This is a genomic window from Olsenella massiliensis, from assembly GCF_001457795.1.
In the GTDB taxonomy this organism is placed as follows: Bacteria; Actinomycetota; Coriobacteriia; order Coriobacteriales; family Atopobiaceae; genus Olsenella_F; species Olsenella_F massiliensis.
On sequence record NZ_LN898211.1, the window covers coordinates 561,786 to 581,425 of the forward strand.

At 60.7% G+C, this 19,640-nt stretch carries 25 protein-coding genes; 9 read left to right on the top strand and 16 right to left on the bottom strand.

The features are described 5' to 3' along the window. The first annotated feature begins 105 nt into the window (after positions 1-105). Complete coding sequence (locus BN3001_RS06505) at positions 106-426, top strand: hypothetical protein (RefSeq protein WP_148362964.1); 321 nt, start codon at positions 106-108, stop codon at positions 424-426. A gap of 499 nt (positions 427-925) precedes the next feature. Here the strand turns inward: BN3001_RS06505 and BN3001_RS06510 are convergent, their stop codons facing one another. Further along, positions 926-1,435, bottom strand: coding sequence for a helix-turn-helix domain-containing protein (locus tag BN3001_RS06510; protein ID WP_058270950.1), 510 nt, complete (start codon positions 1,433-1,435; stop codon positions 926-928). 105 nt (positions 1,436-1,540) lie between these two features. On the opposite strand from BN3001_RS06510, the gene BN3001_RS08475 reads away from it, so the two are divergent. The 4 genes from BN3001_RS08475 (at position 1,541) to BN3001_RS06530 (ending at position 3,285) form a co-directional block, all read left to right on the top strand. Next, positions 1,541-1,969, top strand: a complete 429-nt coding sequence (locus BN3001_RS08475) for a site-specific integrase (RefSeq protein WP_058270951.1) — start codon at positions 1,541-1,543, stop codon at positions 1,967-1,969. Beyond that, complete coding sequence (locus BN3001_RS08480; protein WP_058270952.1) at positions 1,945-2,238, top strand: site-specific integrase; 294 nt, start codon at positions 1,945-1,947, stop codon at positions 2,236-2,238. Before BN3001_RS08475 ends, BN3001_RS08480 begins: the two co-directional genes overlap by 25 nt. Positions 2,239-2,247: 9 nt before the next feature. Then, positions 2,248-2,451, top strand: coding sequence for a hypothetical protein (locus BN3001_RS06525; protein ID WP_058270953.1), 204 nt, complete (start codon positions 2,248-2,250; stop codon positions 2,449-2,451). Between the two features lie 483 nt (positions 2,452-2,934). Beyond that, the gene (locus BN3001_RS06530; protein ID WP_058270954.1) at positions 2,935-3,285 is read left to right on the top strand and encodes a hypothetical protein; all 351 of its coding nucleotides are present in this window, start codon (positions 2,935-2,937) and stop codon (positions 3,283-3,285) included. Positions 3,286-3,366: 81 nt separating this feature from the next. Here the strand turns inward: BN3001_RS06530 and BN3001_RS06535 are convergent, their stop codons facing one another. The 8 genes from BN3001_RS06535 to BN3001_RS06570 all read right to left on the bottom strand — a co-directional run bounded on the left by BN3001_RS06535 (position 3,367) and on the right by BN3001_RS06570 (position 11,818). After that, the gene (locus BN3001_RS06535) at positions 3,367-4,197 is read right to left on the bottom strand and encodes a hypothetical protein (RefSeq protein WP_058270955.1); all 831 of its coding nucleotides are present in this window, start codon (positions 4,195-4,197) and stop codon (positions 3,367-3,369) included. Continuing rightward, entirely contained in the window at positions 4,187-4,648 is a 462-nt protein-coding gene (locus tag BN3001_RS06540) for a hypothetical protein (RefSeq protein WP_058270956.1), read from the bottom strand. The genes BN3001_RS06535 and BN3001_RS06540 overlap by 11 nt, the downstream gene beginning before the upstream one ends. Next, positions 4,641-5,066: a DUF6508 domain-containing protein gene (locus BN3001_RS06545; protein WP_058270957.1), complete on the bottom strand. Its 426-nt coding sequence runs from the start codon at positions 5,064-5,066 to the stop codon at positions 4,641-4,643. The genes BN3001_RS06540 and BN3001_RS06545 overlap by 8 nt, the downstream gene beginning before the upstream one ends. Then, a complete protein-coding gene (gene mcrC / locus BN3001_RS06550; protein ID WP_058271278.1) occupies positions 5,059-6,114 on the bottom strand; it encodes a 5-methylcytosine-specific restriction endonuclease system specificity protein McrC in 1,056 nt (351 codons plus the stop codon). The genes BN3001_RS06545 and mcrC overlap by 8 nt, the downstream gene beginning before the upstream one ends. Continuing rightward, on the bottom strand, positions 6,111-8,291 hold the full coding sequence (locus BN3001_RS06555; protein WP_058270958.1) for an AAA family ATPase: 2,181 nt from the start codon (positions 8,289-8,291) through the stop codon (positions 6,111-6,113). Before BN3001_RS06555 ends, mcrC begins: the two co-directional genes overlap by 4 nt. Continuing rightward, positions 8,263-8,544, bottom strand: coding sequence for a hypothetical protein (locus BN3001_RS06560; RefSeq protein ID WP_058270959.1), 282 nt, complete (start codon positions 8,542-8,544; stop codon positions 8,263-8,265). The genes BN3001_RS06555 and BN3001_RS06560 overlap by 29 nt, the downstream gene beginning before the upstream one ends. A 1,471-nt stretch (positions 8,545-10,015) precedes the next feature. Further along, entirely contained in the window at positions 10,016-11,146 is a 1,131-nt protein-coding gene (locus tag BN3001_RS06565; RefSeq protein ID WP_058270960.1) for a HAMP domain-containing sensor histidine kinase, read from the bottom strand. Further along, entirely contained in the window at positions 11,147-11,818 is a 672-nt protein-coding gene (locus BN3001_RS06570; RefSeq protein ID WP_058270961.1) for a response regulator transcription factor, read from the bottom strand. It abuts the gene before it with no gap. A 166-nt stretch (positions 11,819-11,984) separates the two neighbouring features. On the opposite strand from BN3001_RS06570, the gene BN3001_RS08755 reads away from it, so the two are divergent. The 3 genes from BN3001_RS08755 to BN3001_RS06585 are packed head-to-tail and all read left to right on the top strand — an operon-like array spanning position 11,985 to position 13,977. After that, positions 11,985-12,056, top strand: coding sequence for a CD1871A family CXXC motif-containing protein (locus BN3001_RS08755; RefSeq protein ID WP_254179316.1), 72 nt, complete (start codon positions 11,985-11,987; stop codon positions 12,054-12,056). Then, complete coding sequence (locus BN3001_RS06580; protein WP_058270963.1) at positions 12,049-12,951, top strand: 4Fe-4S binding protein; 903 nt, start codon at positions 12,049-12,051, stop codon at positions 12,949-12,951. Before BN3001_RS08755 ends, BN3001_RS06580 begins: the two co-directional genes overlap by 8 nt. A 45-nt stretch (positions 12,952-12,996) precedes the next feature. Continuing rightward, a complete protein-coding gene (locus BN3001_RS06585) occupies positions 12,997-13,977 on the top strand; it encodes a TlpA family protein disulfide reductase (RefSeq protein WP_058270964.1) in 981 nt (326 codons plus the stop codon). Positions 13,978-14,103: 126 nt separating this feature from the next. Here BN3001_RS06585 and BN3001_RS06590 read toward each other — a convergent pair whose 3' ends face one another. From BN3001_RS06590 to BN3001_RS06610, 5 genes are all read right to left on the bottom strand, one after another. Continuing rightward, positions 14,104-14,298: a helix-turn-helix transcriptional regulator gene (locus BN3001_RS06590; protein ID WP_058270965.1), complete on the bottom strand. Its 195-nt coding sequence runs from the start codon at positions 14,296-14,298 to the stop codon at positions 14,104-14,106. A gap of 3 nt (positions 14,299-14,301) precedes the next feature. Further along, the gene (locus tag BN3001_RS06595; protein WP_148362965.1) at positions 14,302-14,631 is read right to left on the bottom strand and encodes a hypothetical protein; all 330 of its coding nucleotides are present in this window, start codon (positions 14,629-14,631) and stop codon (positions 14,302-14,304) included. Positions 14,632-15,139: 508 nt separating this feature from the next. Then, positions 15,140-15,490: a cupin domain-containing protein gene (locus BN3001_RS06600; RefSeq protein WP_058270967.1), complete on the bottom strand. Its 351-nt coding sequence runs from the start codon at positions 15,488-15,490 to the stop codon at positions 15,140-15,142. A gap of 132 nt (positions 15,491-15,622) precedes the next feature. Continuing rightward, positions 15,623-16,381, bottom strand: coding sequence for a hypothetical protein (locus tag BN3001_RS06605; RefSeq protein WP_058270968.1), 759 nt, complete (start codon positions 16,379-16,381; stop codon positions 15,623-15,625). Beyond that, the gene (locus BN3001_RS06610) at positions 16,378-16,866 is read right to left on the bottom strand and encodes a flavodoxin family protein (protein WP_058270969.1); all 489 of its coding nucleotides are present in this window, start codon (positions 16,864-16,866) and stop codon (positions 16,378-16,380) included. Before BN3001_RS06610 ends, BN3001_RS06605 begins: the two co-directional genes overlap by 4 nt. Positions 16,867-17,188: 322 nt before the next feature. On the opposite strand from BN3001_RS06610, the gene BN3001_RS08485 reads away from it, so the two are divergent. Beyond that, a complete protein-coding gene (locus BN3001_RS08485) occupies positions 17,189-17,698 on the top strand; it encodes a PTS sugar transporter subunit IIA (RefSeq protein WP_058270970.1) in 510 nt (169 codons plus the stop codon). Between the two features lie 57 nt (positions 17,699-17,755). Here BN3001_RS08485 and BN3001_RS06620 read toward each other — a convergent pair whose 3' ends face one another. Both BN3001_RS06620 and BN3001_RS08490 read right to left on the bottom strand, forming a co-directional pair. Continuing rightward, positions 17,756-18,658 (bottom strand): diacylglycerol/lipid kinase family protein, encoded by a 903-nt coding sequence (locus tag BN3001_RS06620; RefSeq protein WP_058270971.1) that lies wholly within the window; start codon positions 18,656-18,658, stop codon positions 17,756-17,758. A gap of 328 nt (positions 18,659-18,986) precedes the next feature. After that, the gene (locus tag BN3001_RS08490) at positions 18,987-19,457 is read right to left on the bottom strand and encodes a (2Fe-2S)-binding protein (RefSeq protein WP_197407467.1); all 471 of its coding nucleotides are present in this window, start codon (positions 19,455-19,457) and stop codon (positions 18,987-18,989) included. Between the last annotated feature and the right edge of the window lie 183 nt (positions 19,458-19,640).

The following is a 19,640-nucleotide window of genomic DNA, read 5'->3' on the forward strand; positions in this document are numbered from 1 at the left end:
TGCGCAGATCGCGCTTGCCGTGTGGCGAAAAGGCTGCTTCTTTCGTGTTTTGGGCCATTAAAATAGTCATGACGTTGCGTGCCATGGCGTCGTTGAACGAGCTGTGTGATTGGCATGGATGCCGACTCCGTATACTTCATCGTTGACGGGCGCACGCTTACGAGCAAGAGGTTCAAGCAGGAGCCCGTGGGGTGCGCAAGGGATGGAGGCGGTCAGCTTATGGACGTGGTCCTCTCCGAGACCGGTGAGCGCATCCGTGTGTTTGACTCGATTGGGCCCTATGGGGCGCCCAAGGTGGCGCGAGAGTTCTGGGTCGAACAGTGGGGAGCCCCGTTTATGGACGAGGGGCATTACTACACTGCCGAGCGAATCAGATCCCTGCTTGTGGCGTCCGTCGAGACTGGCAATTCGATTTATTGGGCCTAAGCCTTAAGCCACCGGCCGTTGCGGGGGCGTTTCCGCTCCATTCAATCGCGCCGCCTGCAAAGCGGAACGAAGACGCCACAGCAACGTCTTCCAGTCCGCGTATTCTCCGGGTTTGACCCGTCCCGGGGGTTTGTCTCAAACGCCCACGCGACGACACGCGGCGGGATTTGGCGGTAGGACGGTCTAAGCCGACGACCCGGTGGAATAGCGTGGCAGTAAACGCGCGTGCAAGAGTGGGAGTAGCCGACCCCGACTCTTGTCGGACCAAGCCGTCCGTGGCACATCGCGGCGTGTCGCCATGTATGCCGCCAAGCATGGCCAACACCCCCGAAATCGACATTTCAGGGGTATGCTTGTGCTGATTTACCCCCAATTGCCGTATGCAGCGGCACAGGGCGACACTCTGCGGACGGGGAGTAAAAGGTTTGTCGAGGGAGTAAATCGTCCCAGTTGTGCCACCGCCTCCCCTCCAGGGCAAGCATGCGCTCAGTGTGCCTGCTTAGCCTTTTCTTCTGGTTGCGAACGCGCCCGCCATCGCCCCAACGAAGACCACGGGGGCAAGCCTGACGAAAACGAACTCGAAGCCATGCAGGAAGGTGCCAACAACCGCCATCTCAGGGTCGGAGAAGCCCCAATCCAGATAGGGGCTTCCCCAGAGGGACAGGGCGACGAGCGCAAGGACGACGATCGCGCCCAGGGCCACGAAGGACCAGTGCAGGGCCCTCCTCCTGGACTCCTTCGCCCGTGCCAGCCGCAAGTTGATAGCCTCCAGTCTTTCCGAAATCGCCTTGACGCCGTCAGGGGCTTCCTCAACGATGGCTTCGCCAAGCAGGGCGCTCACGGGAGTTTCAAGTGTTTCCGAGAGGGCGATGAGCATGTCGGCATCAGGCACCGACCTGCCCTGCTCCCACTTGGATACGGTTTGACGGACGACGTTCAGCTTGATGGCGAGCTCTTCCTGGGAAAGGCCCTTTGCCCTCCTGAGAGCCTTGATGTTCTCGTTCAACATGCGAACGACCTCCTTTCCAGCTGTTCGGCGCCCTTTTTATATGCCGCACAGCCCCGTTGCCGCCAGCAACGGGTCTTAACATGCGTGCATGTAACCGCATTACCAATGATTCACGCCCTAGCGCACAATCAGCTCTTCGCCATCTTCAACCACGCCGTGCGCTACTACGGCCTCAAGAGCAACCCCTGCGCAAGGACCACGCGCATGGGCGCGCCCAAGGGCGGCGAGATGCTCTTCTGGACGCGCAAGGAGTACCGGCGCTTCGCCGACGCGGTCTCCGGCAAGCCGGAGAGCCACTATGCCTTCGAGCTGCTCTACTGGTGCGGCCTGCACCTAGGCAAGCTCCTGGCGCTCACGCCAGAAGACTTCGACTTCTCCCACTCAGAGCTCAAAGTGACGAAATCCTACCAGCGTCTGCATGGGCGCGACGTGGTGACGCCGCCCAAGACGCACAAGGCCGTCCGCACCATCGTAATGCCCAGTTCCTTGCCGACGAGCTCGAGCAGTGAGTGGACTCGCTTCCCATCGGCGTAGACGAACGTATCTTCACCTTCGCTAAGGCCAAGCCCCACCATGAGCTCGACCGCGGCTGCAAGCGCCCTCACGTTAAGCGCACCCGTTTCACTGACCTGCGCCACAGCCATGTCTTGCTGCTCATAGAGATGGGCTTCTCCGCCGTGTCCATAGCCGAGCGGCTGGGTTACGAGAGCTCGGACGTTACCTTCCGCTACGCGCATCTCTTCCCCGACAAGCAGGGAGAGATGGTACGCGCCCTCGCCGCGACCAGGGTGGAAATCTGGTGACGTGTCCGGATGACGCCTGAGCAGAAGCTCTGGCTCTATCGGGTGGCGGCCGAAAGCGGCATGAACAAGCAGGACTTCACCATGGCAAGGCTGCACGACGAGGCAATCACCGTGGTGCCAAACATCCGGGTGTACCATGCCTTGCGCGAGAGCTTGCTGGAGCTGCTGCAGGAGCTGTCGTGGATACGCGCCGGCGGCGCCGTCGACGAGTAGCTGCACGCCGAGGTGGAGCGCCTGACCAAGGAGTTCGTCGACCTGCGCGGGGAGGCGGACGTTGCCACAGTCAACACTGAGGGCCACGACATCCTCGAGATGAGCCGCCGATAGGCCTGCATACCTGGCAGAGAGCAGAAACGCCGGCCCCCGTGGCGATGAAGACAATGGTGCTAGCTCGCGCATCCTCCAGAGTTCGAGACACTGCCGCGACGTACCCTGGCGCTCCTTTACGCCCCGTGTGGGCATCCAATGCCTCCTTGCACCTTGCCCGCCTCCAGGGGCTCTCCTTGGACCCTTGCGGCCTCGCCGGGAACCGCTTGCGGCCGCAAGGGTCGCAAAAACTTTTCGCTGGGCACAGGACGCCCTCGCGAAAACTCAAGCCCTCCGGGTTTGCTTTCCTCCTTGCACCTGCGCGAACCCCGCCGGCATGCGAGCCACAAAGCGCGCCACCGGGGTGGGCCGGGAGCTAAGGAGGACGTTATGGAAGCCATCGACACCAGGGCCAAGAAGGGCGTCAGGGTCTATCTCGAGCGCAGGGGCTTCGAGATTCTGGAGGAGGGCTGGGCACACGGTGGCGACGTAGCCGAATTCCTCACCCGTGACGTGGACGACCTGGTCTTCGTCTTCTGCCAAGTCACGCAGAACGGCGGCGAGGGATTCCCCGAGGAGGATGCGGACCGCGCGGCGCTCGAACGGCTGGCAGCTGCCTACCTTGCCGAGCACCTGGACTTCGAGGACGTCCTGGTCAGGCTCGCCGTCGTGAGCATGCTCATCGTCGGCGAGAGCCGGGCGCTTCTCCGCCGCCACCTCAACGCGCTCGGCACGCTCTAAGCGCAGGGCACCTCCGGGAGCTTCGGATCTCGGGGGCGCTGGTCGCAACCGTTCACAATGCTAAATTGACGAGTGCACGCCTTAGCCAGGTAACGGGAATTGAAAGCCGCTGTTATTCATGAACTGGATAAGCTGAGTAACAGCAGCTGCGAACTGGGCTCCACCGTTGACTCCTCGCAAGAAACCAAGCGTACTCTTGAGAACTCCCCGCTTGGGTTCGCCGCTCTCTATCTGTGTACGGACAATTTCAGCGTTATCGCGCACGTCTTCAATCGTTTCAGCATCATCAATCTCTGTCTCTGCAGCGCTAAGAATCGCATCAATCAATTTATTCGAGGCGTGCTCGTCTATGCCGATGTTTTGAGTTGCATTGATAGTTGAGTTGTCAGTTGCTTGGTTCATTTGCAGGTTGTGCACAGACTCGAAATTGTTTGTCACTGAATCTCCGCTATCGAGTCCCATTTCGATTCCAATCATGGTCAGATGCTCGGTTATGTTTGCGACGAGACGCCGCACAACTTTGTCCAAGAAACCTTTGTACATATCTTCGAATCTGTTTCCGCTTGCAAAGGTGTAGTAGAAATAGCTTCTACCGTGAATGTTCTGGGCAATCATTTCCTTGAGGATGAGATACACTTCTGCGCTCTCTTCCTCGGGTATGGTACTGAAATTAATGAAGGTGGTTCCGAGGTCCCCCGCTACCTCCCGGACGTCTTCTCCTGCATTGAAACCTTCAGGGATATGGTTATCAATGCAATCGTCGAGATACGCCTTTATGTCCGGCTCTGCTTCAATGCGGTCAAGAAAACGCTTGAAAGGCGCTGGTGATTCCTCCCAACTCGAGCGCAAAAGTACGTTCGCCTCATGGCTGAAGCGGTAGAGGGTCTTCTTAAAGGCGGTCTTATCGGTCATTGAAATTGCTCACCCCACATAACGGACATACGTACTTCGACATTGAAAGGAGCCGCGATACTTTCGACTGCTTTCCGCAGTGCTTGCAGGTCGTAATAGCAAGTGCATCTATAGAAGGCTGTAAGACGGGCTCGTTGTCTGGTCTTGGTTGTTTGCCTGCCTTGAACGACATGGCCTTTCCCCTGGTCTGTCTCTCGAGCTTCTTCATCTCTTTATGTATTGCATCGAACGTCTTGTTCTTGCATATAGCCGCCGCAAGGTCTATGACGTCCTCGGTCAGATAGTTTTCGGATGCGATACCACAGGCAGGGCAGCAGACTTCCAATACGTCATCCGACTCGTAATCGCCCGGCCTCAGCTTGAAGAGCTCGCCGCATTGCGGGCATTGCAGCAAAACGAACCCGTCTTCATCGCTAGGTATCTCTATAGTGAAGCTCAAGTTATCACTCATTACGGCCTCCACTGTCAATCTCGCGCAGCCGCAGAAGCCAGCGTCTCATGCTGCCGTCTTCAAAGAGGGCGAGCAGAGCTCCCTCACAGAAGCGTTCTGCCCTTACGGCCTCCAGTAGAAGCGCCATCACCACCTGGCCGTCGAGCTCCGACACATCGGCCTCGGACATTGCTTGGCTACCCCACTCGAGCCCGTTGCGCTCGAGTATGTCGCGGTAATGCGTGAGTCCGTATTCGGGATGCTTGTCGACGAAGTCGTAAATTGCCTGCTCAGTGTCGGTAACCATCGTTCCGTAGTTCACGTAGGGCATCTTGATTGGGTCATCCATGGTGCCCTTGCTCTCTCGGTCTACGACCCAGTTGCCAAATTCCTCGGTATTCTCAATTGCGGACAGATGTTTCGTCAGGCTCTCAAACATGAGCTGCCTCTTTCGAGAAATGCGCCTCGGCAATTTCATCGAGTTGCGAACATATCGTCTCAAAGGGCTGGTTCAGATCCAGCGTCCGTACGCTTATCTGGTTGCCACTCATCTGGTACACGCCGTCCGGCTGGATTTCTTCATCCGTCTTGGCATAGAGCAGCATGCCTGACACGCCATGCGGCTCAGTCGTGTCAGCCAGCCCCGCTTCCTTGTTCTTCACATAGGTGAAGATCTGGTACAGGTTGCCCGAGTGGGCGCTTCGCTTGTCGAACTGCTGTTGCATTGTGCGGCTGTAGTACTTTGCGTCGATGATGAGAACAGTTCTGCCTTGTGCGAGCGTTATGTCGGTGTGCATGGTGGGGAGCATGTCATCGAAGCCGTCATCGAGCGCCCAGCTAATGTACGGCGCCCCTGCGGAAAGCTCAGGATGCTCGCGCCTGTAGTACTCGAGGATGAACTTCTCGTATAGGTGGCTCATGCGCTGCTCGTCGAGGAAGTCCACCATACGGAGGCTCCCGTCCTCCTGTGTCTGGAGAAGGCCCTTCACGACCAGCCAGCACACGTTAATGAGCATGCGGTAGGTCTGGTTGTTCCGGTCGAAGCGCATGTGCCAGTCCTCATGCACAAGGTCTACGTCGTCCACATCCGCGAAGTACGGGAGCAGCCGCCTGAGTGCCTTCTTGCGCGCCTTGTCGATGTCCGAGCGAATCAAGAGCATGATCGTCGCCTTGAGGATGCGGTTCATGCGCGTGTCCGTGCTGAACTCGTCATAGCTGCAGACCAGCTGTCTGCGAAGAATCGAGCGCGTCTTAAGGGACTCGGACAGCTCTATCTTTCCCCTCGGGGAGGAGAGCGCCTCCTCTCGGTCGACGTATTCCCGGCCAAGGCCGCGCTTGAGCTGCAGGCTCACGCCCCGCGCCAGTATCTCGGCGAGAAGGTCGGCGGTGTTTCCGAACTCCTCTGTGCCGATGTCGCGGTAGCCCTGCCCCTGCAGCGTCTGGAACGCATAGGCGAGCATGTGGTAGATGTTCTGAATCCGAATCACTGGATGGACCTGCGCAACTTGCCCGCCCACTCATCGACCTTAGAAGGCTCGTCGAACCAGTACTCGCGCAGCATCGGCACGAGCTCGTAGTCGACGGTTGCCGAGAGCCTTTCGTCCGTCACGTCGTCCGGGGACATGCGACAGAAGTAGCTGTGACCGATGCAGAAGTCGTTGCCGAGCGATTCGTCGGACGCGATCGCCTCGTTCAGTCTCACGACACAGGCGATGAGCCTGTCGAATTTCTCGCTGTTCAGCGCTTCTTGGTATGCGGTGAAGCTCTCCGTGTCGAAAGCTGGTCGGAGCTCGAAGAACGCAAAGCGGCGGCGCAGGGCGTAGTCGAGCATGGCGAGCGAGCGGTCAGCCGTGTTCATCATGCCTATGAGGTAGACGTTGCCTGGGACGTAGAACAACTCGTGCGAGTAGAGGAGCTGCAGCGTGTTTCTGGGCCCGCGCTTGTCGTTCTCGATGAGCATGAACAGCTCCCCAAAGATCTTTGAGAGGTTGCCGCGGTTGATCTCGTCGATGATGAAGAAGTAGTCGTTGTCCGAGTCGTCCTGGGCCCTCTTGCAGAAGTTGTAGAACGCGCCCTTCTCGAGGTCGAAACCTTGCGCGTTCGGGCGGAAACCCTCTATGAAGTCCTCGTAGCTGTAGCTCTGATGGAACTGCACCATCATCACGCGCTCGGCGTCCTTCACGCCCATCATGGAGTAGGCCAGGCGCTTGGCGGCGAAGGTCTTGCCCACGCCCGGGGCGCCCTGCAGGATGATGTTCTTCTTCGCGCGCAGGACGTTGACGAGGGTCCTGTAGCGCTTGGCGTCCATGTAGACCTCCGAGAGGAAGTCCTCGGGCGTGTACGCCGGGTATTCGACTACGCCTGAGTCTTCCTCGGTTTCACTGTCCTCGTCCTCGAAGAGCGAATTGAGCTGCGCAACGAGATTGGGATACGCCGTGATATCCGTTAGAGGTTTCGTGGCGACGTGGTACTCGCTGCGCCACTTACCACTGTGCGTCCAGCGCACCCTACGTATGTTCGGATAGGAGTCGTCGCTCTCATCGAACTCGTAGTCCCCTTCAACAATGCCACGCCCAAGGATCTCGTCCCACCCTCGCTTCGCGAAGATGATGTCGCCCGGCTTCAGCTCGCGTGAAAACTGCCAGAGCGCGAGCGCGGAGTTCTTCTGTGAGGTCTTGCCGCTGTACAGGGTACGCAGACTCTTCCGGATGTCTTCCTTGCTGGCGTATCGTTCGGCATCGCCTAGCTTGCTCCAGCCAAGGGCCATCACGCCACGTGCGTAGAAGTCGTCCCACTTCGCAGCGCCATCTCCCGGAGAGTAGGTCCAGTAGTGCGTAGTCTCGATTCCCCCGTCTCCGAGGGCGTTCTCCTCCGCCCTTTCGGAAGCGGCCTTCTCGGCAGCCTTCCTCTCCTGATTGACGCGCTCGGACTCCACAAAAGCGGCAGCCGTCAGCGAGGGGAAGTCTGCATACGGGCACTCGTCGCTTCCGAGCCTTGACTTGATGGCATCACATATGGCGAGGTAGCGTTCGCCATCATGAATAGGTGCATCCTTCTCCTTCGGGACAATATCGGCGATGGCGGTGCCAGCCTTTGCAACATCGGCCATGAACCAGCGGTTGCGCGAGTCCAAGCTGATAAAGTTGTAGGGCCTCGCCCAGTAGAGGCCCATGGTGAGCTTCCAGCCAAGCGTGAACTGGGTGACGGCGGCATCGAATGCCTCTACGAAGGCCCTCCGGTTCTCCTCGTTGTCGTCGGCGGTCAGTGCAACCTCGGCCTCGAACACGCACCAGAGGTTGTCGATGTCGTGCTCGCCGCGCCGGTCGTCTTCGGCGAAGGCATAGAAGGTCGCGTTGAGGTTGTTGAGCACGGGAATACCCTCGAAATCCGTGGGCTGGTCTGCCCCGACGCCGAAAACCCCGGCGATGCCAGCGATGATCTTTTGCCGGTTTGCGTCCGTGATGCCCTTGTTGAAGAGGCCGAAGACGGTGAATGGGTCGATGTCGTGTAGCTCATCCGCCTCAAGCTTGGGAAGACTCATTCCAATCGATTCGTAGACTGATGTCAGCTTGTTTATCAGGACGTCGCGCCTGCTTCGACAGGCCAACAGCTTGTCGGCCAACTCTTCATAAAAGTTAATCCAAGCGAATTGTGCGCTGGTCATTATAGTCACTACCTATCTTGAGCCTCTGCCAAGAGCCCAAAGCTCCGCGATTCCAATTTTTTTTGACACCCGGCAGGTCGTCGGAGAAATCGTCCGGGGCCACGTCCCTGAGGAACGCCCTGGCGCTCCGGATGGCGATGGCCTCCTCGAGCGTCCGAGCATTCGCGTATTCTTCCGTTTCATAATCGAGGACGGTGAATTGCTCGCCTTCGCATTTCTTTGGCCTAGGCAGGCCAAGCGCCTCGTCGTCCACCCTCTTTCCGCCTTTCTTGGATGATGCTGTAGCTGATCGGAAGTCGAGCTCGTCGGGTCGAAGCCGGACACTCCGCCCACGGCAAGCATCGCATCTGGTCGCGCGGCCTTGGATTTCACGCGCACCGCGTCTCGCGGTCATTATCGCATGGGACGTGGACATCGCAGGTTGCGAAAGGCGGCTTGCTTCTAGGGCGTTCGGAGGGATCGAGATGATCGAGCCCAAGTCTGGGTCGAGGAGTGGAGGGTCACGGTCGCCTCGGTCGCCGAGCTCTTTGAGCTGCGGCGGGTCTCGGCGCGCCCGTTCTGCTCGAGGGCGGCTGTCTCACGGTGATGGCGGAAGACGCCTGAATGTTATTTGCATGATCACCCTGGTGCAGTTCGCTGCTTGGGAATTTACAGGCTGTTGGGATGGCTCCGAATTTGGGCTCCGTGTGACTGGTCGTTCGGGTCTGACAAGGTCTGGTGGAGGTTCGACAACCCTACGGACCAAGATGAGCATTTCGAGTGACCCCGGTACCTGAGGTCCGACAAGGTTCGACAGAGGTCCGACAAGATTGCAAGCCGAGAGGTGCACGTACCAGCCCATCGGAAATGGCGTTTGTGACGCAAGCATAGATTTTTCGTATGAAAAATCTAGACGGGTGTTTTTCTTTTCGCGTCACTCTGCGTAGACGAAAGGTGGTCCAATGGATGGTGTGATCAGGGGGGCGACGGTCGAAGAGCGGCTCGACGGGGCGCAGACTCAGGGCATGACGTAGACCCGCCCACCTATGCAGAGCCTCGAAATGGCGCCGGGACTGTCACCCCGTAGGTTGGCAGGTTTTTCGCCTGCGACTCTTCAGCATGAACACGAGCTCGTCTCGCATGAGGTCAGGTACCGGCGTCGCCGGGGCGACCCACCAGGAGGATGCTAGCTGCCAGGCCGTCTCGGGGCAGGCAGCCGTCGGCGCACGACGGCTGACCCGGCGTCGGTAGGGGGCGCGGGCTGAGCCCACCGCAAGCAAGGATGCGGGCTGTCGATAGTGTCTGTGGAAGGTCTCGCGCATCGGTGGCGACGCACGCGGATTCCTATGGGTTTGAGGGTCTCTCCCAAGCAGAGCTATAAGTTTGAGAAAAAGGGGGAGCTTCTACCTGGGCAAACGCCGCAGCAATTTCGCAAACTTATTAGTTCGTTCTTTTTGGGCTCTCAAACCTATTGGTACGCGCCACCGGCTTCCTCAAACCTATCAGTCTGTGTCCTTCGGCCTCTCAAACCTATAGGTGAATGGTGATGCGGCTCTCAAACTTATACGCGCGGTATGCCGTAGCCCTCAAACCTATAGGCGCGACACGTCGCGGCGTCCGAGCCCATGGGACCGCCTGCGCGGCACGCGCCGACACGGCCTTCTCCCGATGTCGCGGTCGTCGGTGTCGAATGCCCGGGCGAGGTCGCGAGCGTGGCCTCACGCAATGGCCCCACGCAGCGGCCCTTACCCGCGCGGGAGCGTCACAAGCATGGTGGTCCCGTCCTCGGAGCTCCTTTCAACCTCTATCGTGCCGCCATGAAGGGAGACGATCTCCCAGACCAGCGAAAGGCCAAGGCCGACGCCGCCATATGCCCTGCTGCGCGACGTGTCAATACGGAAGAAGGGCTGAAAGACGCTCTTTTGGTACTGGCTGGGTATCCCGGGGCCGCTGTCTTTCACCCGCACGCAAGCGCGATCGTCCTCTGCGCTGACGGAGACGCTGACGGTGGTGTCGGCGCGGCTGTATCGTATGGCGTTTTCGGTCAGGTTGAACAGCATGCGATACAGCAGGGTGTCGCTGCCAAGTACCTGGGCATCTCCGTCGCACGCGAGGGCGATGCCCCTCTGCTCGGCAAGGGGCGCGAGGTCGGCGAGAACCTCCTCGACCATGGGCGCAAGCTCGATGATGTCGTTGCAGGGGACGCTGCGAAGCTCGCTCATCTCGAGCAGCGTCCGTGTCATCTGAGACATTCGCTCGGTCTGCTCCTGCAGCAGGCCAAGCAGGTCGGCCGTGTCGGGCTGCGCGTCGGGATGCTCGGAGCAAAACAGTTCTATCTGTGCCTGCATCAGCGCCAGCGGCGTCCGCAGCTCGTGCGCGGCGTTGCCCGTGAACTGCCGCTGCGCGGCAAAGCCCTCGTCAAGGCGGTCGATCATGTCGTTGAACGATGCGCTGCAACGCGCAAGCTCCAACGGCACGTCCTCGGTGATCTTCATGTCAGCCAGGTTGTCGGGCCGCACGTTTTCGACCTGGGCCGCAAAGGACCTCAGCGGCCTGAGCGCACACCCGCTCACGAAATACGCCAGGACGCCCCCGAGCAGCGTCATCGCCGCCGTTATATACCAGCTGGCCGTGCCAAAGGACTCCTGCGCATCGCTCACGACGATCGTGAGCTCGTGGTCTATCTCCTCGCTCGCCGGGTCAAACGACGTGGGGTCGCCCCCGTTGACGTCGCCGTGGGCCGCCAGGCCGGTGCCGATCGACTCCATGGAGCGCATGCCCAAGTAGCCGATCAGGCAGTTCATGAGCACGCAGGTCAGGCACAGAAGCAGCGCCGTCATAAGCGTGATGCGCCATTGCAGCGAGAGTCGCCTCACTTAGGCCTCCTCCATTACATAGCCCTCTCCGATGCGGTTGCGGATGGGGTCGTGCCCCAAGGCGCCGCGCAGCTTCTTTCTGAGCGACGAGATGTGCACCCTCGCCGAATTGCTGAAGCTGTTCACGCTGCTGTCCCACACATGCTCGATGAGCTCCTCCTGACTTATCGGGCGCCCTTGGTTGAGCATGAGGTACTCCAGGATTCCCGTTTCCTTGCGGGTCAGAGACAGGACCGCATCGCCGACGGCCGCCGTGCGCAACTTGGTGTTGAAGCTAAGACTTCCGCAGGTCAGCACGACATCGTCTTGCGTAAAGCGTCTGAGCGTCAGACTGCGGACCCGCGCCGCGAGCTCGTCCAGATGAAACGGCTTGGTCAGATAGTCGTTTGCCCCCGCGTCCAGGCCCGCCACCTTGTCGGCAACCTCGCAGCGGGCCGACAAGATGAGCACCTTGGTCTCTCGGTCGTCCTTCCTGAGGGCCTTGAGCACCGTCATGCCGTCGGCATGGGGAAGGTTGAGGTCGAGCACGACGAGGTCAAAGCTATCGACGGCGAGCATGTCCAGGGCCTGGCGCCCATCGTGGCTGCAGTCAACGCTATAGGCAAGCTTTCGCAGACTGCGCGCGATCGCATCGCACAGCGCCCGCTCGTCTTCGACAACCAAAATACGCATGGCACCCTCCTCGTGCGGGCCCTCTCACGCTTAACACGGATTTTATGGCCGGTGTGGTCCAATGGGACGCGAGATGAAAGGAGCGAGCACATTGATCAAAGCGATAAAACCCATAGCCCAGTCTGCCCTGCTGGTCGTCGGGATAACCATGGTGTGCTTTGGCGCCATGCGCGGCGAGGCAGACGCCGTGCTGGCCAAGGCGATCAGACTTTGCTTGGAGTGTATCGGAATTGGATAAGAGAAAAAACCCTGCCTCACATCGTTTGAGCCGCCTTCGTGGTTGGGTGCAGGCGGCGGCGACGCTGCTCACCAATGTCCATCTGCCCAACTTCGTCAAAGGCGGCATCTATCAAGGTGCGGGAAAAACGGTCTGCGTGCCTGGCCTCAACTGCTATTCGTGCCCGGCGGCCTCGGGCGCGTGCCCCATAGGCTCGTTCCAGGCGGTGGTGGGCTCCTCAAAGTTCAATTTTTCCTATTACGTGACCGGAACGCTGATCCTGATCGGCGTGTTGCTGGGGCGCTTCGTGTGCGGGTTTTTGTGCCCGTTTGGCTGGCTGCAGGAGCTGCTGCACAAGATCCCCGGCAAGAAGCTGTCGACGAAACAGCTCAAGCCGCTCAGGTATGTGAAGTATGCCGTGCTGTTGCTTGCCGTCGTATTGCTTCCCGCGCTGGTCGTAAGCGACACGGGAATGGGCGATCCCTTCTTTTGCAAGTACGTTTGCCCGCAGGGGGTGCTTGAGGGCGCGATTCCGCTGGCCGTCGTCAACACCGGCATACGCTCCGCCCTCGGCCGGCTGTTTACCTGGAAGCTCATTATCTTGGTGACGGTGGTCGTGCTGAGCGTGCTCTTCTATCGCCCCTTCTGCAAATGGATCTGCCCGCTTGGTGCATGGTACGCGCTCATGAACAAGGTGTCTCTGCTGGGAATGCAGGTTGACCGGCGCACGTGCGTCTCGTGCGGCAGGTGCGCGAGGGCGTGCGAGATGGACGTCGACGTCACGCGCTCGCCCGACCATGCCGAGTGCATTCGCTGCGGCAAGTGCATAAGCGTCTGTCCCGTTGACGCCGTCAGGTTCCGCTACGGCTTTAGTCTGCCGAGCAAGCAGCCTTCTCAGCCGTGTGAGGACAAGTAGCACGTAAGAGCGAGGATTCAGGATTCAGGAAAACGGAGGAATGGTATGAGCGTTACGAAGCTACCGAAGATTATGAAGATTGTGGCCGCGCTGATGATGTCCGCGCTGGTGCTCTGCCTCGCGGCCTGTTCGACGCCCGGGGGCGACAAGGAAAAGCCGGCACCAGACGATGCGAGCATCGAGGCCTTGATTGCGGAGCAGCCCAAGAACGCCGAGGAGGCGACCGACCTGTACAACAGGCTCATGCAGAAGGAGAACGACATTCTTTCAAGCGACAAGAGCCTATGGGAAAAGGTGTTTGCTGGGGCAAACAAGGACTCCTCGATGATAGGGGACGGCTCGAACTACGGCGACTTCCTGCTTGCCACCGTGGAGGGCGCCAAGGATACGTTCTCGGCCGACGAGTTCAACGTGCTCAAGACAGGGGCCGAGAAGATCAAGAAGATCGAGGACAAGCTCGCGGCGCTCAAGAAGGAGTTTCCCGACTGCGCAAGCACGTCCGGCGCGGGCGAGAGCGTTGACGCCGCGAGCGCGGGCATGACGGGCGACGCAGGCAAGTCCACCAAGTTTCCCAGCTTCAAGGGCAAGGATCTTGATGGCAACGACGTGAGCAGCGACGAGCTTTTCTCAAAGAGCAAGGTGACCGTGATGAACTTCTGGTTCACGAGCTGCAAGCCGTGCGTGGAGGAGCTTGGGGAGCTGGAGGCGCTTAACAAGAAGCTTGCCGAAAAGGGCGGCCAGGTCGTGGGAGTTAACTCCTTTACGCTCGACGGCAACCAGGGCGAGATATCGGATGCCAAGGACGTCCTGTCGAAGAAGGGCGTTACGTACAAAAACGTCTGGTTCAATACGGACGGCGACGCCGGCAAGCTCGTCTCGGGGCTGTTTTCCTTCCCGACCACCTACGTCATCGATGGCAACGGCAACGTCGTGGGGGAGCCGATCGTGGGCGCGATTACGTCTGCCGCGCAGAGGGAGGCGCTGGACAGGCTGATTGATCAGGCGATTGCGAACAGCACGAAGTAGGGTTCCACGACGACGCGTCGCAAGGAGGCTACCGTCCCAGGCTGCGCGGCACGCCAGCGCGCGGCCGCCCTCAAGCGAATCGGCCCGGCTCCCAGGAGCCGGGCCGATCTGCGCGAGCGCCCAGGCTCAGTTGTCGGGGAAGAAGATCTCCTCCACTGGCATCCTAAACAGCCCCGCGATCTTGATCGCGAGGGCGAGGGAAGGGTCATACCGGTCGTTCTCTATGGCTATGACCGTCTGGCGACTGACCCCCAGCATTGCTGCGAGGTCAGCCTGGCGAAGGCCGTCCTTCTTCCGGAGCTCCCTGACGGCGTTTCTCATGCCTCATGCTCCGGAGACGAGGCAGGCCCCCATCGCCACCAGTGCAGCGACGATCGCCGTGATCTCGACGAGCATGAGGAGGAGCCGGTTTGGCTCATGGGGCTCCTCGCCCCCGGAGGCGAGCCTCCGTCCGATGACGAGCCTCGAGACTCCCTGTACCAAGCTGCCAAACAGCAGTACGAGCCCGGGGAGGGGGTCGAGCCTCGTCCTGCTCAGGGCGGACGTAAGGCAGCAGCCAAGGACCCAGGCGGACATCGCCAGCAGTAGGGCCCGATAGCCCCATCCCTCCGACCTCGTAAGGACCGCTCGCTCCATCTCGTCCATCTGTCTCACGTTGATCGCCCCTTCCCATCTCCTCTGACGCTTCTGTCGTATGTAAAGCAAGCTTTACATTTTTCGATTACGATAGGGCGCCGTGGGATATATGTCAAGAACTCTTTACTTTTCTGTCTGTTTGCCGGGGCTATGTTGGGTCATGTGGCGTTCGCCAAAGTCGACCGACGCTCGTTGCAGATTGTTTTGCATAGTATTGACCGGATTATCAGCACGTGCTCCGGGCATCCCCTTGCGAGTCGGCATTACTCGGGTGTTTGGGCCCAAAATGGGGGAAAACCGTCGAGTAATGCCGACTTTTTGATGACCCTCGTCAAGACGCGTGCATAGGTGGTCTGGATCTTTCCATTCTTTGGGACGGGAATGCTGCTGAATCGCCTGCCAGACGTCAAAGGGCGTGTTGACGCGCGCGGTCGCGTCGTCGGCGGGTCCGCGCCCTCCGCCAGACCGTCAACGAAGACGCGGGCAGGGCGAGGGGAGTTGCTGCTGTCACCCTTTGGGGTTTTCGTTAGTCAGCAGGGCGCTCATCTGACAGCCGAGGAATCACCGCCAAGACCACGAGGTCCTCGTCCCCGTCGTTGACGATCTGATGCTCCTTGCCGTTGGGGCAGTAGGTGAGCGCGCCGGGCGTCAGAGGGCGCTCGATCCCGTCGTCAATGATGCGACCCGTGCCGGAGAGCACGTAGGCCACCTCAGCATCTCCCATATGACGATGCAGGCCCAGCGACGAGTGGGGCTGCAGGGTCGCACGCATCACGCGGACCGACCCGTCGTCAACCGCCTGCATGGTGACGCTGCCGGTGCCGCCCTTGAAGTTGGTGTGGCTGACTGCCTCGACGCTCGAAAAGTCGATCATCATGGTGCGACGCCCCTTCGCTCGTTCCGAATTGTGTCTTGAGTATACGTTTGCGGGGCGCCCAGAGTGCGCGCGGGGAGCGTTCGACCCGCCCGACGAGGCATGCGTTCGGATGTCTGTCTCGCGCCTGGGAACTCAGGCCTCGGGGTTGGGCTGGCTGATCTCCTTTGGCGCCAGCCAGCCCCTAAAGAGGCCTCCCTGAAACAGGGACACGATGACAAAGAACACGTTGGCCATGGGGATGAAAATGAACGACGGGATGAGGACGCGGGTGTAGTGGGTCCCGGCATCTGCGCCCGCGCTGACGGCGCGCCCCTGACGTACCAGGAAGAACAGGATGGTCGAGCATAGGGCGAGCAGGATCAGCATATTTATCGCCGTGTCCGCCAGGACGTCAAGCGGCGTGGAGCCGTCTGGCAGCAGCCGGTTCAGCAGCAGGCTCACGGGAAGCAGGGCAAGCTTGACACACATGAGCACGGCGTTCACGTTGAGCATGACGCCGCCGCCGATGCCCACGCCCCCGCACCAGTCAAGACCGGCTCGCGCGCAGAAGTTCTCGAGCGTTCGCATGAGGGGCTCGCTCTGCCTGCCCTCGATGAAGCCGTTGTTCGCGATGCAGTAGAGCCGGGGATGAAGGTCGTTAGCCTTGCAGAACGCCTCCGCCTCCCTGAGAAACTCGAGAACGTGAGAGGGCACGCCGTCCACGTAGAGCGGCATGCTGAGGATGACGGCGTCTGCCTGGCCGAGGTGCTCCAGGACGGCCGGCAAGTCCCCGTGCCTCCTGAGCGCGAGGCGCCGCACCGTCCCGCGCACGCTCAGGCGTTGGACGCACGCCAGCAGCCCGGAGGCGCTCAGCCGCCTTTTGGGGCTGCAGCTGACGATGAGGGTCCTCATAGCGCGCCTCGCAGTTTCGAGAGGTCCTCAAGGAAGGCGACCTCGAACCGCTCGAAGCCTTCGTTGATGGCGTTGCGCCGGGCAAGTAGCCGGAAGGTCTCGCGCTCCTGTGCGGTGACGTCCCCATAGACGACGACCCTCCACAGGTCGTGGGGCCCGTAGCGCAGGCAGTGGTGCATCTGGCCCCCGCGATAGCAGCTCAGGGGCGTGGAGCTGCCGATGCTTCGGTCGAGCACCGCCTTGACCTGCGGGCTGTAGCTACCGTAGAGGTTCTCCGTGATGATGGTGATCCTGTCCGCCTGGCCTATGACGCGGCAGACCATGTGGAGCTTGTCCTTGATGAAGCACGCGGCAGGGTGCTTGGTCCAGCAGCCAAAGCAGCCCTGACAGCCGGCATATCGGCCGTCCGCCTCAATGACGTGATCGCAGTGGTTCGCGAGCATGGTGCTGTAATGCTTGCCAAGGTCATGCACGATGACGTCCAAGGACCCTCCAAGACGTTTGGCGTCGGTTCCGCCCGCGCGTCTCGCGGCAAGGCAGACGGGGACGCGCCGAGGCGGGCGGGGCGCAAAGTTGATGCCTCAGCATAGCGTTCTTTCACCAGGGCAACGTCTTCCTGGTGTAATGGTTCTGTCAAACTGGACGCCAACGGCCCCGCCGAAGCCAACGGCCTCGACGGCCTCAGCGACACCGCGACCCTGGCGGCGTCGGGCGTCGGCGGTGGGCGTCGGCGTTGCGGTCATGAATCGAGGGCAAGGGGACGGGCGAACCCAAGGACGGGTCGCCCAAGCGGAAGGAAGCGGTTTCATGGGACTATGCGATGCGTTCACGGGCGCGCAACGCGCCGAGGGGCCCGACCCCCTGCAAATCCTGTCTCCCGCCACCGGGAGGGTCGTACGCATGGCGGACATACCCGACCCGGTGTTCTCGGAGGGAATGATGGGCGTCTCGGTGGGCATCTGGCCGGATGACGACGAGGTGCGCTGCCCCGTGGACGGTACCGTCACTGCGGCGATGCCGCATGCCTACGGCATCTCGACCCCGGGCGGGGTCGAGATTATCGTGCATGTGGGGGTTGACACGGTCGAGATGCGAGGCGAGGGCTTCGACGTGAGGGTCGCCAAGGGGCGGCGTGTGCTCGCCGGACAGACCCTCGTGCGGGTTGACAGGGGCAAGGTGGCCCAGGCCGGCTATCCCGACGTGGTCATCTTGGCCGTCTCCAACACGGACGAGCTGGTCTCGTCGGGTCGCGCGGTGCGAGACGTGGCGCCCGCGCATGTGACGGCGGGCGACGTGCTGATGGAGGTCACGTCGTAGCGCCGGGAGCCTATGCTGACCGCGAGCGCGGCTCGCGATCGCCCGGACGACCCCGCGTCATCCCCTCATGGCAAAGATTCTGACGCGCTGCGGCAGGACTCCCAGGTCAATGGGCAGCTCTGGCCCGTCGTCTCCGTCGCGCCCGCACCGCAGGTTGCCGTCAAGGCATTCGACGCGGATGTTCTTTCCGCTCAGCAGGAGCACCTGGTCGCTCTCCTCGGCAGTTCTCGTCAAGATGCTCGGAAGGAGAGACATGAGCGAGGGGAGCGTCGCCTCCTTGAGCACGGCAAGATGAACGAGGCCGTCGCTCTCCCCGGAGCTTTCTTCCGTGGTGATCATGTTGACCATGGTGTTGACCGAGAAGGCGACAAAGGAGTTGACGTCCTCCACCGAGCGCTCCCCGTCGACGGTGATGCGCAGGCGATGGCTCTCGTCGTCGCCAATGCGCTGAAGCTCGCTCGTCACATAGGCCAAGAACCCAAAGCGGCTCTTGTCCTCGGAGGAAACGTCGCGGATGCCCTCGGGCAGCGACCCTCCGGTCACCGTGTAGGTAAAGGGCGTTCCGTTGACGGTGCCGATGTCGATGGGGCGCGTGGACGTGAAGTCCATGGCCTCGATGGCGGACGTCACGTCGGAGGGAATGCCCAGGGTGCGGGCAAACCCATTGCCCGTGCCGCCGGGAAGGATGCCGAGGACGGGAAGCTCGTCGGCGTCTGCGGCGCCGTCAAGCAAGCCGCGGACCACCAGGCTCACGGTGCCGTCGCCTCCAAGGGAGAAGACGGCATCAACACCGCTGGTCCGAGCTTCGCGCGCCAGCTCCATGGCGTGCTCGGCACTGGTGCTCAGTTGGGTCGTCACCTCGTCGAAGTGCTCGCTGAGGAGCTCGCTGACGGTCGAAACCTCTTCCTCGGCATCAGCCTTTCCCGAGCTGGGATTTGCTATGAGAAGCGCCGTGCTCATGGGGGACCTCCTTTTTTGGCCTGTCTCATTATGACGCAGCGGCCCGCCGGGGCGGCTGACAGTCAATGTTGAATGCCAAACGCGCGTCAGCCGGCCAAGAGCGTGGCGGTATGGATGGTCGAGGAGGTATCATTCACTCGCTAGGCGTCGGGCGACGCATAAGTCGGCATTACTCGGCCCTTTTTGGGGCGAATGAGCCAAAAAAGGCCGAGTAATGCCGACTATGTCCGACACGCCCAAATAGGGGATGAATATCTATGCCTTTAATATGCATATCATGAAAGGGGGACGGCCTTCAGGCCGTTCCCCCGACGACTCCATGGTGGCCCTAGTCCTTTTTGCCCTTCTTACCGGACGTATGCGCCTTGCCCTTCTTGCTGGATTTGCCCTTGTCCTTTTTGTCCTTCTTGCCGTTCGCTTTGCTTCCGCCCTTGGATAAGGCCTGTTCCAGGCACGTTTCCACCTTCTTGGCGCACTTGCCGCATTTGGTGGAGGCCTTGGTCATCTTCTTGATGTCGTGCATGCTCTGCGCGCCGTCTGCCACGGCATCGATGACGTCCTGCCTTGAGACGTGCCGGCAGGGACAGATGATATCTGACTTGGACATTCGGGCATCCTCGCTTTCCGCCGTGCCGGCGCGTCGCGGGCTCGCGCAAGCGTGCGGCCCTGACGGTCGAACTGCTTTCATGAGCTCGACGACACGGCATGGCGCATCGTCGTCGGGCTTGCATATCGTCCGTATACCCGCAAGCGACGATGTCACCATGTCAGGACGGGCTTCTGCCACCCAAGCGGCCATGACCACTGCTTCCAAGCGGCGCATGGCCCGTGCCCCCAAGCGGCGCATGGCCCGTGCCGCCCGGATGGTTTTTTGACCCTGCCGGTCGCTGGGACGACCTTGCCGTTTGGGGCGCCTTCCCTTGGGCGCTGGCCGAATCGTGCGCCACGACAAGGCATTTCCTAGCGGTTTACCTTGATTTTC